General features: G+C 70.3%; 12 protein-coding genes, 1 tRNA gene and 1 pseudogene. 7 read left to right on the plus strand and 7 right to left on the minus strand.

Annotated elements, in window-relative coordinates:
- Positions 1 to 31: 31 nt before the first annotated feature.
- From ACZZ98_RS04830 to ACZZ98_RS04840, 3 genes are read left to right on the plus strand one after another with little or no spacing between them, the layout of a single operon-like run.
- Entirely contained in the window at positions 32 to 1186 is a 1155-nt protein-coding gene (locus ACZZ98_RS04830; protein WP_463515179.1) for a glycoside hydrolase family 15 protein, read from the plus strand.
- 24 nt (positions 1187 to 1210) lie between these two features.
- Positions 1211 to 1594 carry a thioesterase family protein gene (locus tag ACZZ98_RS04835; protein ID WP_463515180.1) on the plus strand — a complete coding sequence of 128 codons (384 nt, stop codon included), beginning with the start codon at positions 1211 to 1213 and terminating at the stop codon, positions 1592 to 1594.
- Complete coding sequence (locus ACZZ98_RS04840) at positions 1591 to 2253, plus strand: lysophospholipid acyltransferase family protein (RefSeq protein ID WP_463515181.1); 663 nt, start codon at positions 1591 to 1593, stop codon at positions 2251 to 2253. The genes ACZZ98_RS04835 and ACZZ98_RS04840 overlap by 4 nt, the downstream gene beginning before the upstream one ends.
- 40 nt (positions 2254 to 2293) lie before the next feature.
- On the opposite strand, the gene ACZZ98_RS04845 is transcribed toward ACZZ98_RS04840, so the two are convergent.
- The 6 genes from ACZZ98_RS04845 to ACZZ98_RS04870 all read right to left on the minus strand — a co-directional run bounded on the left by ACZZ98_RS04845 (position 2294) and on the right by ACZZ98_RS04870 (position 7641).
- Positions 2294 to 2367, minus strand: a tRNA-Thr gene (locus tag ACZZ98_RS04845).
- A gap of 207 nt (positions 2368 to 2574) precedes the next feature.
- Positions 2575 to 3909, minus strand: a complete 1335-nt coding sequence (locus ACZZ98_RS04850; RefSeq protein ID WP_463515182.1) for an alpha/beta hydrolase — start codon at positions 3907 to 3909, stop codon at positions 2575 to 2577.
- 299 nt (positions 3910 to 4208) lie between these two features.
- Positions 4209 to 5348 (minus strand): DNA polymerase III subunit delta', encoded by a 1140-nt coding sequence (locus ACZZ98_RS04855; RefSeq protein ID WP_463515183.1) that lies wholly within the window; start codon positions 5346 to 5348, stop codon positions 4209 to 4211.
- Positions 5345 to 5974: a dTMP kinase gene (gene tmk / locus ACZZ98_RS04860; RefSeq protein WP_463515184.1), complete on the minus strand. Its 630-nt coding sequence runs from the start codon at positions 5972 to 5974 to the stop codon at positions 5345 to 5347. Before tmk ends, ACZZ98_RS04855 begins: the two co-directional genes overlap by 4 nt.
- An 87-nt stretch (positions 5975 to 6061) precedes the next feature.
- Entirely contained in the window at positions 6062 to 6853 is a 792-nt protein-coding gene (locus tag ACZZ98_RS04865; RefSeq protein ID WP_463515185.1) for a MerR family transcriptional regulator, read from the minus strand.
- Between the two features lie 89 nt (positions 6854 to 6942).
- Positions 6943 to 7641, minus strand: coding sequence for a TetR/AcrR family transcriptional regulator (locus ACZZ98_RS04870; protein WP_463515186.1), 699 nt, complete (start codon positions 7639 to 7641; stop codon positions 6943 to 6945).
- 122 nt (positions 7642 to 7763) lie between these two features.
- On the opposite strand from ACZZ98_RS04870, the gene ACZZ98_RS04875 reads away from it, so the two are divergent.
- The 4 genes and pseudogenes from ACZZ98_RS04875 to ACZZ98_RS04890 all read left to right on the plus strand — a co-directional run.
- Positions 7764 to 8798 carry an NAD(P)-dependent alcohol dehydrogenase gene (locus ACZZ98_RS04875; RefSeq protein WP_463515187.1) on the plus strand — a complete coding sequence of 345 codons (1035 nt, stop codon included), beginning with the start codon at positions 7764 to 7766 and terminating at the stop codon, positions 8796 to 8798.
- Between the two features lie 125 nt (positions 8799 to 8923).
- A complete protein-coding gene (topA, locus tag ACZZ98_RS04880) occupies positions 8924 to 11776 on the plus strand; it encodes a type I DNA topoisomerase (protein WP_463515188.1) in 2853 nt (950 codons plus the stop codon).
- Between the two features lie 145 nt (positions 11777 to 11921).
- Positions 11922 to 12374 carry an SCP2 sterol-binding domain-containing protein gene (locus ACZZ98_RS04885; protein WP_463515189.1) on the plus strand — a complete coding sequence of 151 codons (453 nt, stop codon included), beginning with the start codon at positions 11922 to 11924 and terminating at the stop codon, positions 12372 to 12374.
- Between the two features lie 36 nt (positions 12375 to 12410).
- Positions 12411 to 13858: pseudogene (locus ACZZ98_RS04890) on the plus strand (AMP-binding protein); the annotation flags it as partial.
- Here ACZZ98_RS04890 and ACZZ98_RS04895 read toward each other — a convergent pair.
- Entirely contained in the window at positions 13827 to 14693 is an 867-nt protein-coding gene (locus ACZZ98_RS04895; protein WP_463517723.1) for a hemerythrin domain-containing protein, read from the minus strand. The pseudogene ACZZ98_RS04890 and the gene ACZZ98_RS04895 sit on opposite strands and share 32 nt — an antisense overlap.
- Positions 14694 to 14913: the final 220 nt, after the last annotated feature.

Here is a 14913-nt window from a genome sequence, read left to right on the forward strand (position 1 = left end):
GTGCGCGGTGCTGGCGCTGTGTTGTGCCCTCGTGACCTCGTGCGGGACCCGGGCGAGCAGTGAGCAGAGCGGGGCTGAGCCCCAGCTCGCGACCGGTCCAGCGTTCCGGACCACGGACCGGGGCCTCGATGGTGCCGCCGCCTCGACGGCGTCCCACGAATGGTTCGAGCAGGGCGAGGTCCCTGGCGCAGGAACTCGGTGGGAGTCGATGGCCCAGTGGGCCCTCATCGACATCCGACAGATGATGGTGAATGGCCAGGCTGCGGGCGGAGCACCGGCTGCGGGGGCTGCCGGGTACTGGGGCTACTTCTGGCCGCGTGACGGAGCCTTCCTCGCCGTCGCACTGGACCGCGCGGGCCATCACGTGGAGGCGCGTCACCTCGTGGACGTGCTGGCCGGGCTGCCGTTCGACGCCGCGTCGGGCTTCGACGCGCGCTACCTGCTCAACGGGGAGCGGGTGACCACTGACGTTCGAGGCCCGCAGTCGGACGGGTGCGGGTGGGTGCTGTGGGCCCTCGGTTCGATGTCGGCCTCCTCGCTGCCGACGTCGACGGCCGGGCTCCGGTCCAAGTGTCTGTCCAACATCATGCGACTGACCTGGAGCGGGTGGCAGCTGCCGCCCCCGTCACCGGACTACTGGGAGCTGGCCGTGACGGAGACGTCGCTCGGCACGGTCGCGCCCATGCTCGCGGGCCTGCACGGCGTTGCCCGGTCCGGGACCACACCTGAGCGGGCCTTGGCTCGGGACATGGCCAAACGCCTTGCGGCACAGGTGCACTCGGAGATGGGGCCGGAGCTGGAGCGCTTCGGGGACCATGGCGGGCTCGATGCTGCGGTGGCGATGCTCATGCCTCCGTTCGCGCCGTCCGACCCGCGGGTGACGACGCGGTGGCTGGGCTACCAGAAGGCCGCCCTGCGGTCCTCCGGCGGACTGGCACCGGGTGCGGGATGGCGGAACGACGGAACGTCGTGGACGCCGGAGACGGCACTCGTCGCCTACACCGCCGCCGCATCTGGACAGGAGGAGGTCGCCGAGCACTGGTTGGACTGGCTCGACGACCACCGGACTGCCTGGGGGTCGCTGCCCGAGAAGGTGAACAGGTCCGGCAACCCGGCCGGGCCGGCGCCACTCCTCTGGACGGCCGCACTCGTGCTGCTGACCCTGGACGAGCTCGAGGACGACTGATGCCAGCCCTGCGAGACTGGGTCGATGACCGCACCTGCCACAGCTGACTCGGTCGAGCTGACGTTCACCGTGACCCAGGCCGACACCGCTGTCGCGCTCGGGTCCGGCAGCCTGCCCGTCCTCGGAACCCCACGGCTCCTCGCCTGGTGCGAGGCCGCGACCTGCGCGTCCCTGGAGCCGCTGGCCCGAGAGGGGCGGGCCAACGTCGGCACCCGGGTCGATCTGCAGCACAGCGCCGCCTCTCCGGTCGGTGCCACGGTCATCGTCACTGCCGACCCGGCATACGCCGATGGTCGACTCCACCGCCTCAGGGTGAGCGCCCGGCACTCCGATGGGAAGGTCGTCGCCAGCGGCGAGATCACCCGGGTCATCGTCGACACCGACCGCTTCCTCGCCCGCCTGTCGTGACCACGCCTCGAGAGCACGTGAGGAACGCCGCTGGCTTCGCGCTCGTGTGGGTCGCGGCCAAGGCCGCGCACCGCGTGCGGTTCCGGACGATGGGCTCGGTCCCCCGCACCGGGCCGGTCATCCTCGTCGCCAACCACCTCACGATGACCGACCCACTCGCCGTTGCGCGCGTGGTGATCGGGCATCGGCGCTTCCCCCACTTCCTCGCGATGCAGGAGGTCTTCGGATGGCCGGGAGTCGGCGCGCTGGCGCGGGCGACCGGCCAGATCCCCGTGGCGCGGGGTTCGGCCTCGGCCGCCGACGCGTTGGAAAGCGCTTCCGACCGGCTCGACCAGGGGCAGCTCGTCGCCCTCTATCCCGAGGGCCGCCTCACGACCGAGCCCGACCAGATGCCCGGGCCGGCGCGCACCGGCGCCGCTCGGCTGGCCCTGCGGCATCCCGAGGCGCCGGTCATCCCTGTCGGCACGTGGGGTCCCAAGCAGGGCAACGAACACATCTGGCACCGCCACACGGCGTGCCTTTCGGTCGGCCTGCCCGTCGACCTGTCGGCGTGGGGCAGCCGGAGCGATGAAGCCGCCGCTCGCGAGGTCACGGACGCCATCATGGCGGCCATCCGCGTCGAGATCGCCCACGCCAAGCAGATGTGGCACGCCCGCTGAACCAGCGACGCCCCCGCCACGAGGGCGGGGGCGTCCACTGAGCCGCTTATCGGAATCGAACCGATGACCTATTCATTACGAGTGAATCGCTCTGGCCGACTGAGCTAAAGCGGCGTGGTGCCCGAACCGAAGCTCCAGCACGCCGGACCACTATACGAACAACTCCGCCCCATCGCGAAACCGACCCTGAGACCCTGCGCCCGACGGGCTACCGGACAGGTAGTACGCGTAACGGGACCGGTCCGGGACCGGGCGTTGAGCACGGAAGGTGGGCGGGCGGCATACCCATTGCCTGTCCGTGGGACCCCGGGGCTCAGCAGGTCAGCACTTCAGCCCGTCCTGCGGCACCGTCCCCTTGAGGTAGAACTCGTCGATCGGCTCGTCGACACAGTCGTTGGACCGCATGTATGCCGTGTGCCCGTCACCGTCGTACGTGATGAGCGAGCTCTTGGCGAGCTGGTCATGCAGGCGCTCGGACCACTCGTAGGGCGTCGCCGGGTCGCGCGTCGTGCCCACGACGACGATCGGGTCCGCCCCCTCCGCGGTGACCTTCTTGGGCGGCTCGGACGACCGCTCCGTCTCGACCGGCCACGAGCCGCAGGTCAGCGAGGACCAGGCGAGGAACGGCCCCCAGGTCGGGGCCTCGACCGCCGCAGCCCGGGCCGACGCCGCGTGCTCGGCGATGTCGTCCGACTCCGGCTTGTCGAGGCAGTTCACCGCGTAGATGACCTCCATGATGTTGCCGGCGTAACCACCTCCGGGCTGGCGGTCGGCGTAGGAGTTGGCGAGCCCCATGAGGTCGGCGCCGTCACCCTCGGTCGCCGCGCGCATCGCCTCGACGAGCGTGTCCCACATGCCCTCGTCATACATCGCGGCGGCGATGCCGGTCGAGGCCCAGCCCTCGGTGAGCTCCGTGACGGCGGGGTCGCCCGTCTTCGTCAGCGGCTCGTCGTCGACCTGCGCGAGGAAGTCCCGGATCCCCTGCATCACCGCGTCCACCGACTCCCCCATCGGGCAGTCGCCCTTGTCGATGCAGAACTGCGCCCACGCCCGGGTGGCGGTCTCGAAGCCCTTGGCCTGACCGAGGTTGACCTCGGCCGAGGTCAGGTCCGGCGCGACGACCCCGTCGAGGACGAAGCGACCCACGAGCTGGGGAAAGAGGTCGGCATACGTCGCTCCGAGGTAGGTCCCGTAGGACTTGCCCAGATAGTGCAGCTTGGCCTCGCCGAGGTTCGCCCGCAGGACGTCCATGTCCCTGGCGGCGTCGACGGTGGACACGTGGCCGAGCAGCGGGCCCGCGTTGGCGCCGCACTTCTCCGCGAAGCTCTTGGCGTTGGCCGCGAACTTCTCGTCGTCACCAGCGTCGTCCGGCGTGGGGTCGAAGCCGAGGAACGCATCGAGCTCGGTGTCGCTCACGCAGTCGATCGGCGCCGAGCGCCCCACCCCACGGGGGTCGAAGCCCACCACGTCGAAGCGCTGTCGCACACCGGAACCGACGATGAAGTCCGCCGCCCTGGCGTAGTCGACGCCGGACCCTCCCGGGCCCCCGGGGTTGACGACGAGCGCGCCGATCCGCTGAGACTGCTTGCGCGCCGGCACTCGCAGCACGGACACCTCGATCGCGGCGCCCTCCGGCTCGGCGTAGTCCCGCGGCACCGAGAAGCTTGGCGCACTGCCCGCCCGAGCAGTCCGACCACTGCAGGTCCTGCGCATAGAACTTCTCCAGCCCCTCCATGCCGGCTGGCGGCTTCTGCGGCTCGACCGGCGCCGGCCTCGCCGACTCCCGGTCCATCAGGTCCCCCACGGCAGAGCACCCGGACAGCGTGAGGGCGAGGCAGGTCAGGGCAGCGATGGGGGCGACACGACGCAGCATGAGCTGACCCTACGGGCCAATCCTGAGGTATGCCGTCCGCCCCCGAGCGTGTGCGGCGAGCCCTCGCCGGCCGCGCCGGGTGTCAGCGCGGCAGGCGGAGCTCGAGCGCCATGGCCTCGAGCGCCAGGAGGGGTTGGACGTTGGCGGCGATGCGCTCACGCGCCGTCCCGATCGCATCCATGGCGACGAGCACCCGCACCGGCGGAAGCACCTGGGCGACCTGCTGCACCGTCTGGCGGGCGTCCTCGTTGACGAGTGCCGTCTGCGCGCCGGTGTGCAGGACGAGCGCGTCGCGATAGACCGACAGCAGGTCGACGAGGGCGCGGTCCACCATGTCGCGGGAGAATCGGGTGGCCCTGGCCTTCTGGTCCTTCTCGAGCGAGGAGAGCTGCGACCGGATGTGGGGAGGCTGGGTCCGGGCCGAGGGGTCGCCGCCGAGGACCTCCAAGAGCTTGGCCCGCTCAGCCGCGTCCCGCTCGGCCGACGACGCCTGGGACTCCTCGGTGGCGATGGTCGAGAGGTCGGACGCGGCGTCGATGGCGTCGCCCACCGTGCGGATCTTGGACGCGAGGGTGATGACGTCGTGCCGACGGATGCGGGCGTTCTCGTCGCGGGCCAGCCGACGCGCCAGGCCGACATGGCACTGGGCTGCGCGGGCGGCATACATGGCCATCGGGGGGTCCACCCCGTCACGACGCACCAACAGGTCGGCGACGGCCTCGACCGACGGGGTGCGCAGCCGCACGTGCCGTGAGCGCGATCGGATGGTGATGATGACGTCCTCGACGGACGGCGCGCAGAGCATCCACACCGTGCGGGGCGTGGGCTCCTCGAGGGCCTTGAGGAGCGCGTCGGCGGCGCGCTCGGTGAGCCGGTCTGCGTCCTCCACGATGATCACGCGGAAGCGGCCGACCGACGGGCGGTGGGCCGCGAGCGCGACGAGGTCACGGGCCTGCTCCACCTTGATGGAGAGGCCCTCGGTGGCGATGAGGTCGACGTCGGCGTGCGTGCCGTCAGCCGCGGTGCGGCACTCGCGGCACTCGCCACATCCCCCGGTGGGGCACTGCAACGCCGCCGCGAAGGCGCGCGCCGCGACCGAGCGACCCGACCCCGGCGGCCCGGTGAACAGCCAGGCGTGGGTCATGGCAGCTGGGTCGGCCACCGCCCGCGACAGGGTCGCGATGGCCGGGTCCTGCCCGATGACGTCCCGCCAGACGGTCACGCCGTCCCACCCTCCAGCAGGCCGGACGACGCGAGGCGACCGACCACGGCGGCGTGGATCTCGTCGGGTGATGACGTGCCGTCGACGACGAGGTAGCGCTCCGGAGACCCCTGGGCCATCGCGAGGTAGTGGTGCCGGATCGCGTCGTGGAACGCGTCGGCCTCGGCCTCGAGCCGGTCATGGACCTCACCTCGCCGGCGGCGCCCCTCCTGGGCGGTGACGTCGACGATGACGGTCAGGTCGGGCACGAGCGAGCCGACGGCCCACATCTGCAGGTCGTGGACCTCGACGGCGCCGAGGTCGCGCCCGGCTCCCTGGTAGGCCACGGCCGAGTCGGTGTAGCGGTCGGTGATGACGACGGCGCCCCGCTCCATGGCAGGGCGGATGAGCTGGTCGACGTGGTGCGCCTTGTCGGCAGCGAAGAGCAGGGCCTCGGCCCGAGGTGAGACATGGTCACCATGGAGGACGAGGTCGCGGATCTGGGCGCCGAGCGGCGTGCCTCCGGGCTGACGGGTCACGACGACCTCGCGCCCTGCGGACTCGAGGGCAGCCGCGAGCAGGCGCACCTGGGTCGACTTGCCCGCGCCGTCGCCGCCCTCGAAGGCGATGAAGAGTCCGTCCGTCACGCGCCGAGCCTAGGCGAGCCGCCGGACAACCCGTCTCGTGTGCCCGAGAACGAGGTATGGCTCGTTCTCAGGCACACAAGGCGAGGGTCAGCGGGCCTGGCGGTCGGCGTTCGCGTGGATCGCGTCCCGCACATAGACCGCGAGCCCCGGTGCGATGTCCTCGTACGTCTTCGTGAACCGCGGGTCGGCGACATACGTGTCGGCGAGGTTGCGGTGGAAGTCGTGGTCGAGGTCGTAGAACCAGGTGTGGATCTGCAGGCGCGCGGCCTCCGCCGCGTCCATCGCCTCGGGCGAGTCCGCCGGCAGCCCGGCCTCCATGGCGGCGACGTACGCGTCGTTGACGGCGCCCATCTCGGTCTTGATCCGCTCCCAGTCGGCCACGGTGTAGCCCTTGGTGCGACGGTTCGACTGCTTCCACGCGTCGGTCTCGCCCCAGCGCTCCTGCGCCTCGGCCTGGTACTCGTCCTTGAACCCGTCACCGAAGATCTCCTTGAGGTGGTCGTGGGTCGCGGGCGTCTCGTTCATGTCTCTCTCCAGTGCTCGGTCGATCGCGTCGACGAGCCCGTGCAGCTCCTCGACCTTGCTCATGACCGCATCGCGCTGGCGCCGCAGGTGCTCCAGGCTCGAGCCCTCACCACGCAGCAGCGAGGCCACCTCGTCCAGCGGCAGGTCCAGCCGTCGGTAGGTGACGATCGTCGCCAGCCGCTCGAGGTCGTCCGCCGTGTAGAGGCGGTAGCCGGCGCGCGAACGCTCCGACGGGCAGAGCAGCCCGACCTCGTCGTAGTGGTGCAGCGTTCGCACCGTCACGCCGAAGGTCTGCGCCACCTGGCCCACCGTGAGCAGCTCGTCCACGGCCACAGTCTCTCGAACATCGGTCATGGGGACACCGTCCCGCCTCACGTCGCGTGAGGGTCAAGCCACCTTTCACACCACCAGCAGGTATGCCGCCCGCTCGCCCGGTGCGTCCGTCATCCGTTGCGGGGACGGCGCTTCTCGAGACCGTCGAGGACGACGTCGAGCCCGAACTCGAACTCGGTCTGGTCGTCGCAGAACCCGAGGGTCTGTTCTGGGCCGTCGGTGTGCGGGGCGTTCGCCATCATCGCCACGAGGTTGGGCACGACCTCGGCCATCTGGGCCAGGACCTCCTGGGAGGTGTCCTCGCCACCCTCGCCGGGGTCGAAGAGCTCCTGGCTGAAGCCGATGACGCGGCTGCCGAGGGCGTGCAGCGAGTGGTGGGTGAGGTCGTGGCCGAAGCCACCGGCCATGAGGATCGCGACGACGCCGTCGTAGTAGCGGACGACCTCGAGGCTCATCGTCGTCCGGCTCTGCAGGACGGACGGCATCCAGGGGTGTCTGAGCATCACCTCGCGGGCGGCAAGGGACTGGGCACGGAGGGCAGCGGCCCAGTCCTCCGCGGGGTCGGGCAGGTCGAGCGCCGCGACCTCGGCGTTGAGCTCGGCGCCGACGTGCTCGACCATCGCGTCGAGCAACGCCTCCTTGCCCGCCACGTGGTGGTAGAGCGACATCGCCTCGACGCCGAGGTCGGCACCGAGTCGACGCATCGAGACGGCGTCGAGCCCGGACGTGTCGGCGAGCTTCACGGCGCGACGCAGCACCCGGTCGCGGCTCAGTGGCCGGCGAACGGGTCGGCGCGCGGTGTTGGTCACGAAGGTCCTCCTCCTCGGTGTGCATCGTATCCAGATGGGCCATTGACGAACTTACGCCGTAAGCCATACCTTACGGCGTAAGTAGCCAGCGGGAACCCGCGGCTCCCACCAGGAGGCACGTCATGTCCGAGTCCACCCAGTCATCCACCACCGAGCGGCCGCCGCTCGTCCCCTCGACCATGCGTAGCGCGTTCCACGAGCGCTACGGTCCGCCCGAGGAGGTGGTGTCGGTCCGCACCGTCCCGACTCCCACCCCCGGAGCCGGCGAGGTCCTCGTCCGGGTCCGGGCCGCGTCGGTCAACGCGCTCGACTGGCACTACGTCACCGGCCTGCCGATGTTCGCCCGCCCCTCCCTCGGCCTGCGCCGTCCCACGCGCCAGGTCCCCGGCGCTGACGCCTCCGGCGAGGTCGTCGCGGTCGGCGCGGGTGTCACCCGCCACCAGGTCGGGGACGACGTCTTCGGCCAGGTCGACGGTGGCGGCTTCGCCGAGTTCGCGCTCGCGCCCGAGGACTGGTGGCTGCCCCTGCCCCAGGGCGTCTCGCACGAGCAGGCGACGACCCTTGGTGTCGCAGCGCAGACGGCGCTGCAAGGTCTGCGCGACTGGGGAAGCCTGCGAGAGGGGCAGCGCGTCCTCATCGCCGGCGCCTCCGGCGGAGTGGGCAGCTTCGCGGTCCGCCTGGCCAAGCTCCTCGGTGCCACCCACGTCACGGCGGTCTGCAGCACCGGCAACGTCGAGCACGCCCTCGCCGGTGGTGCCGACCGCGTCGTCGACTACACCCGGGAGGACGTCCGGGACCTCGGCGACCGCTTCGACGTGTTCTTCGACAACGCCGGGACGATGACCCTGCGCGACTGCCGCAGGCTCCTTGTGAAGGGCGGCGCCTACGTCTCCATCACGGCCCCGAAGTCCACGTGGGTCAAGCCGATGCCGCGCATGCTCGGCGTCCCGGTCTTCTTCGCCCTCACCGGCGAGAGGGCGCCCGCGTTCAAGGTCGCCTCACGCAGCGTGACCGACCAGAGCTGGCTCGCCGAGCAGGTCGCCACCGGCCGGCTCCAGCCGCTCATCGAGCGGCGCTGGTCGCTGGAGGACGCACCCGAGGTCCTGCGCCGGCAGGGCGAGTTCCACGCCCGCGGCAAGGTTCTGGTCATCCCCTGACGCTCGCTCACCCTGCGGGGAGCCTGCCCGCCGGGCGGACGCGAACCTGTACCGTCACTGTCGTTCCCTCGTCGGAGCAGCGACGAATCCGCTGCACGAGGTGATCAGAACAGGATCGATGCGCCATGAGTCCGACCGCCAAGCCAGGCACAGGCCGCAAGCTCGTCATCGTCGAGTCGCCCGCCAAGGCCAAGACCATTGCCGGCTATCTCGGTCCCGACTGGGACGTCGAGGCGTCGGTCGGCCACATCCGCGACATCCCGACGCCCTCGGAGATGCCCGCCGACATCAAGAAGGGCCCCTTCGGCCGCTTCGGTGTCGACGTCGACAACGACTTCGAGCCCTACTACATCGTCGACGCCGACAAGAAGAAGAAGGTCGGCGAGCTCAAGCGGCTGCTCAAGGGCGCCGACGAGCTCTACCTCGCCACCGATGAGGACCGCGAGGGCGAGGCCATCGCCTGGCACCTCCTCGAGACCCTGCAGCCCAAGGTCCCGGTCAAGCGCATGGTCTTCCACGAGATCACCAAGGAGGCCATCCAGCGCGCGGCGGCCAACACCCGCGACCTCGACACGGCGCTGGTCGACGCGCAGGAGACCCGCCGCATCCTCGACCGCCTCTACGGCTACGAGATCTCGCCGGTCCTGTGGCGCAAGGTCAAGGCCGGGCTCTCGGCCGGCCGGGTGCAGTCGGTCGCGACCCGCATGGTCGTCGAGCGCGAGCGCGAGCGCATGGCCTTCCGCTCCGCCAACTACTGGGACGTCGAGGGCGAGTTCACCCCCGACGCAACCTCCTCCGCCTTCACCGCGCGCCTGTCCTCCGTCGACGGCAAGCGGGTCGCCACGGGCCGTGACTTCGGTGACGACGGCCGTCTCAAGGGCGAGGTCGCCCACCTCGACGAGGCGTCCGCGACGGGCATCGCCCACGCCGTCATGGCCGCCGACGTCAGCGTCGTCGGCGTCAGCGAGAAGCCCTACACCCGCCGTCCCAGCGCGCCGTTCACGACGAGCACCCTGCAGCAGGAGGCCTCCCGCAAGCTGCGCCTCAGCAGCAAGAACGCCATGCGGGTCGCGCAGCGCCTCTACGAGAACGGCTACATCACCTACATGCGCACCGACAGCACCGCGCTGTCGCAGTCCGCGCTCACCGCCGCCCGCCAGCAGGCGCGCGACCTCTACGGCGGCGACTACGTCCCCGACTCCCCGCGCAACTACGCCAAGAAGGTCAAGAACGCGCAGGAGGCACACGAGGCCATCCGTCCCGCGGGTGACCGCTTCCGCACGCCTGCCCAGGTCGCCGGCGAGCTCCGCGGTGACGAGTTCGCCCTCTACGAGCTGATCTGGAAGCGCACCATCGCCTCGCAGATGGCCGATGCCAAGGGTTCGACGGCCACCGTGAAGCTCGGCGCCACCCTCGACCGCGAGGCACCCGCAGAGCGGGTCGAGTTCACCGCGAGCGGAACGGTCATCACGTTCCGGGGCTTCATGGCGGCATACGAGGAGGGTCGGGACGAGCAGCGCAACGCCAACGCCGACGAGGAGCGTCGCCTCCCCCGCCTCGGCGAGGGCACCGCGCTCAAGGTCATCCGCGCCGAGGCAGACGGCCACGACACGTCACCGCCGGCCCGCTACACCGAGGCCACGCTCGTCAAAGCCATGGAGGAGAAGGGAATTGGTCGCCCGTCGACCTACGCCTCCACCATCGGCACCATCCAGGACCGCGGCTATGTCTCGAACCGTGGCAACGCGCTCGTGCCGTCGTGGCTCGCCTTCGCGGTGACGCGCCTCATGGAGGAGCACTTCACGCGGCTCGTGGACTACGACTTCACCGCGTCGATGGAGGAGGACCTCGACCAGATCGCGAACGGCGACGCCCAGCGGGTGACGTGGCTCAAGCGCTTCTACTTCGGTGACGAGGCGGGCTCGAGCGAGGGCCTGCGCGACCTCGTCGCCGACCTCGGCGACATCGACGCCCGCGCCATCTCGACCATCGACATCGGCGACGGCATCGTCGTGCGCGTCGGTCGCTACGGGCCCTACGTCGAGGAGGTCGCACCCGCCGGTGTCGACCCGGTGACCGGCGAGGTCACTGAGGCGTATGCCGGCGACGCACCCTCGGCTGACGGCGCCACCGCCGAGGGCGGTGAGGGCTCCGACAAGCCCGCGACCCCCCGTCGCGCGACGATCAACGACGACATCGCCCCCGACGAGATGACGCCGCAGAAGGCACGCGAGCTGCTCGACACGGCCGCCGACGACGGTCGCGTGCTCGGTCAGGACCCGGAGAACGGTCGCGACATCGTGGCCAAGGCAGGGCGATACGGCCCGTATGTCACTGAGGTTCTGGACGAGGAGACCGCCGCCCTCAAGGGCAAGGCCAAGGTCAAGCCGCGGACCGCGTCCCTCTTCGCCGACATGGACCTGGCCACGCTCGACCTCGAGACCGCCCTCAAGCTGCTCTCACTCCCCCGCGTCGTCGGTGTCGTCACCGAGACGGTCACCGGCGAGGACGGAAAGGAGTCCCAGAAGCAGGTCGAGATCACCGCGCAGAACGGTCGCTACGGTCCCTACCTCAAGAAGGGCACCGACTCGCGCTCGCTCGAGACCGAGCAGCAGCTCTTCGACATCACGCTCGAGCAGGCCGAGGCGATCTATGCCCAACCCAAGCAGCGTGGCCGGGCCGCCGCCAAGCCACCGCTCAAGGAGTTCGGCCCGGACCCCGTGTCGGGCAAGCCGGTCGTCGTCAAGGACGGCCGCTTCGGCGAGTACGTCACCGACGGCGAGACCAACACGACGCTCCGCCGCGACGACGACCTCGAGACGATGACCGCCGAGCGCGCCTTCGAGATGCTCGCCGAGAAGCGCGCCAAGGGTCCTACGACCCGCAAGCGCGCCGCCAAGAAGACGACGAAGAAGACCACGACCAAGAAGGCTGCAGCCAAGAAGACCACGGCGAAGAAGGCCGCCAAGAAGGCCTGACCCGCCCCAGCCGACGCACCTGTGTCCTGCTCGACGCGCGCCATCCGGCCCGTGTGGCAGGACACAGTGCTTCACCTTGTCGCCCTACCTACTGGCAAGTAGGGTCGAGCCTGATCACCTGCCCTCAACGAGGAGGAACCTCGCGATGACCGACTTCGACCCCACGACCTTCGCCACGATGAACCCGTCAGAGTTCGCAGCGACCGTGAGGACGCTCTCCGACAAGGAGATCAACGAGGTCATGGGAGGGGAGCACCGTCAGTCGATCCTCGATGCGATCTTCGAGCGCTTCCCCACGCTCTTCAACCCCGAGAAGGCCAAGGGCGCCGACGCCCGCGTCAACTGGCGCATCACGGGTGGGCCCGGTGGCAGCGACGACACCTATGCGGTCGTCGTCAAGGACGGCACCTGCACTGTCGAGAAGTCGCCGACGCAGGAGCCCAAGACCTCGATCATGCTCGGTCCGGCCGAGTTCGCGAAGCTCATCACCGGCTCGGGCAACCCGACCATGATGGTGATGACGGGCAAGATCAAGGCCCGAGGAGACCTCAGCGCCGCCATGGCCTTCCAGAACTGGTTCGACACACCCAAGGCCTGACCCATGTCGATCAGCCTGCTCACGGTCGGTGCCGTCATGGCCCGACGTGGCCTGCTGGCCCCCGGCCCACCTCACCGACAGGTCAGCCAGCTCCGCTCACTGCACCAGTGGGGGTTCGGCCTCGCCGGCGAGCTGCGCCAGGCCGCCAGTCGCAGCCCCGAGCGGGTGGCCGTCATCGACGAGCTGCGCGGGCCGGTCACCTGGGCCGAGCTGCTCAACCGCTCCGAGCAGGTCTCAGACCTGTTGCTGCACAGGGGGTTCCGCCCAGGGCAGCGCGTGGGCCTGCTCGCTCGCAACCACGTCGGCGCCATCGAGGTCATGACCGGAGCCTCCGCCGTGGGCATCGACCTGGTGCTCATGAACACCGGCCTGTCCACCGGCCAGCTCGCCCTCGTCCCGGACCAGCAGGAGCTCACCGCACTCATCCACGACGACGAGTTCGACGGGGTGGTCGGCGACCTTCCCGACACCGTCACCGTCATCCGTGAGAGCGACTGGGTCGCGGAGCTCGACGTGGCGCCGGCACCGAGCAACCTCACCCCTCCGGCCAGGGGTGGGCGCACGATCATCCTCACCTCGGGGACGACCGGCACTCCCAAGGGCGCTGCCCGCAAGACCCCCGGTGGCTTCGGTCCGCTGATCTCGATCATCGAACGGATCCCCCTGCGGGCGCAGGACCGCATCCTCATCAGCGCGCCGATCTTCCACACCTGGGGGTATGCCGCGATGCAGCTGCGCTTGCCCTCCGGGCCACGATCGTGCTCCAGCGACGCTTCGACCCCCAGGCGGCCAAGGACACCCTGGAGTCGCAGCAGTGCCACGCGATGTTCGCCATCCCGGTGATGCTCCAGCGGCTGATGGAGCTGCCGCCCGACCCCGGAGGCAGGGACCGCCGCCCGAACCTACGCGTCGTGGCGACGTCGGGTTCGGCCTACCCCCACGGCTTCACCCGCACGTTCATGGACGAGTACGGCGACGTCCTCTACAACCTCTACGGCTCCACCGAGGCGTCCTGGATCTGCATCGCCACCCCTGCCGACCTGCGCCGCGACCCCGACACCGCGGGCACACCCCCGCTCGGCACCGTCGTCAGGATCCTGGACGCCGACGACAACGACGTGGCGCCCGGCGAGACCGGCCGCATCTTCTGTGGCAACGACCTCGTCTTCGACGGCTACACCTCGGGGTCGACCAAGGACTTCGTCGACGGGCTCGTCTCCACGGGCGACGTGGGCCACGTCAGGGACGGCCTGTTCCACGTCGACGGTCGCGACGACGACATGATCGTCAGCGGCGGCGAGAACGTCTACCCGATCGAGGTCGAGTCGCTCCTCGTCGAGCATCCCGCCGTGCGCGAGGTGACCGTAGTGGGTGTGCCCGACCCGGAGTTCGGTCAGCGTCTCGCGGCCTTCGTCGTGCTTCACGACGGATCGCAGCTCTCGCCCGACGAGGTCAGGGAGCACGTGAGGGCCCACCGGGCCCGACACTGCGTGCCGCGCGAGGTGCACTTCCTCGACGAGCTCCCGCGCAACGCGACCGGCAAGATCCTCGCCCGGGAAGCTCCGCGCCAGCATCACTTGACGGACAACGCCCTACAGGGCATCCGGCTGGGCGTCGAAGCGGGTCGACGGGTCTTCGCCGCGTCGCATGACCGCCCGGTGCTCGACGCCGTGCGCCGCTCGCGTCAGGGCGGCGCTGAGGTGACGAAGGGCAGGGTCCAGCGACCCTTCGCCCCGGTGGACCAGCATGTCGAGGCGGTCGCGGGTGCGGTCGAGAACAGCAAGCGGGAGCGCCGCGACGACGTTCCCCGGTGGTCTGCGCGCGACGATCGGGTGGGCGCGTGTCGGGGCGGTGCGGCGGACGCCTTCCCAGGCGAGTCCGAGGAGCCGTAGCCGTGCACCGGAGAAGCTTCATCTGTAGGCGAGGCAGGAGCTCGTCCTCCTCATCGCGCACGTCCTCACGGAGCACCTCGACGAGGCGGTCCAGCACCGGTCGGCGCTCTGCTGAGCTCGCATCCAGACGCTCGAGGCGGGTCACCAGCTCGTTGACCTCCTGGTGCTCGCGCTCAACCCGGAGCGTGAGCTCCTCGCCATCGGGCAGAGCCCGTCGCATGACCGGCCAGAGGACAGCCTCCTCTGCGAACGCGTGGGGGAACACGAGTCGGTAGATGTCCAGCAGCGCGCTGTCCTGCTCCTCTGGTGACGAGGCGCGGAGACGCTCCAACAGCCGGTCGAGGGTGATGTGGTCCTTCTTCTGCCGCGTGAGCACGCTCATGCGCCCGCCCAGCTCCGCGACGCCCTGGTCTGCCACCGATCTCATGAAAGGCCCCTTCCCTCAGGCAGGTGTTTGTCGTGAAGTCGGGCAGCAGGGCGACCCACGCAGCGAACCCGTCCTCGTCCTGTCCGCTCGATGACCGGGCACTGGCGTCCGCGACTGTGGGGCGCAGCCTCGCTCGACAGGGGGCCAGTACCCACCCCGCAAGAAGGCAAAACGCATCAGCGAGGGACGGGCCCTGCGGCACGACGCTGCCTCACCCTGC

Source organism: Knoellia sp. AC549, assembly GCF_979258975.1.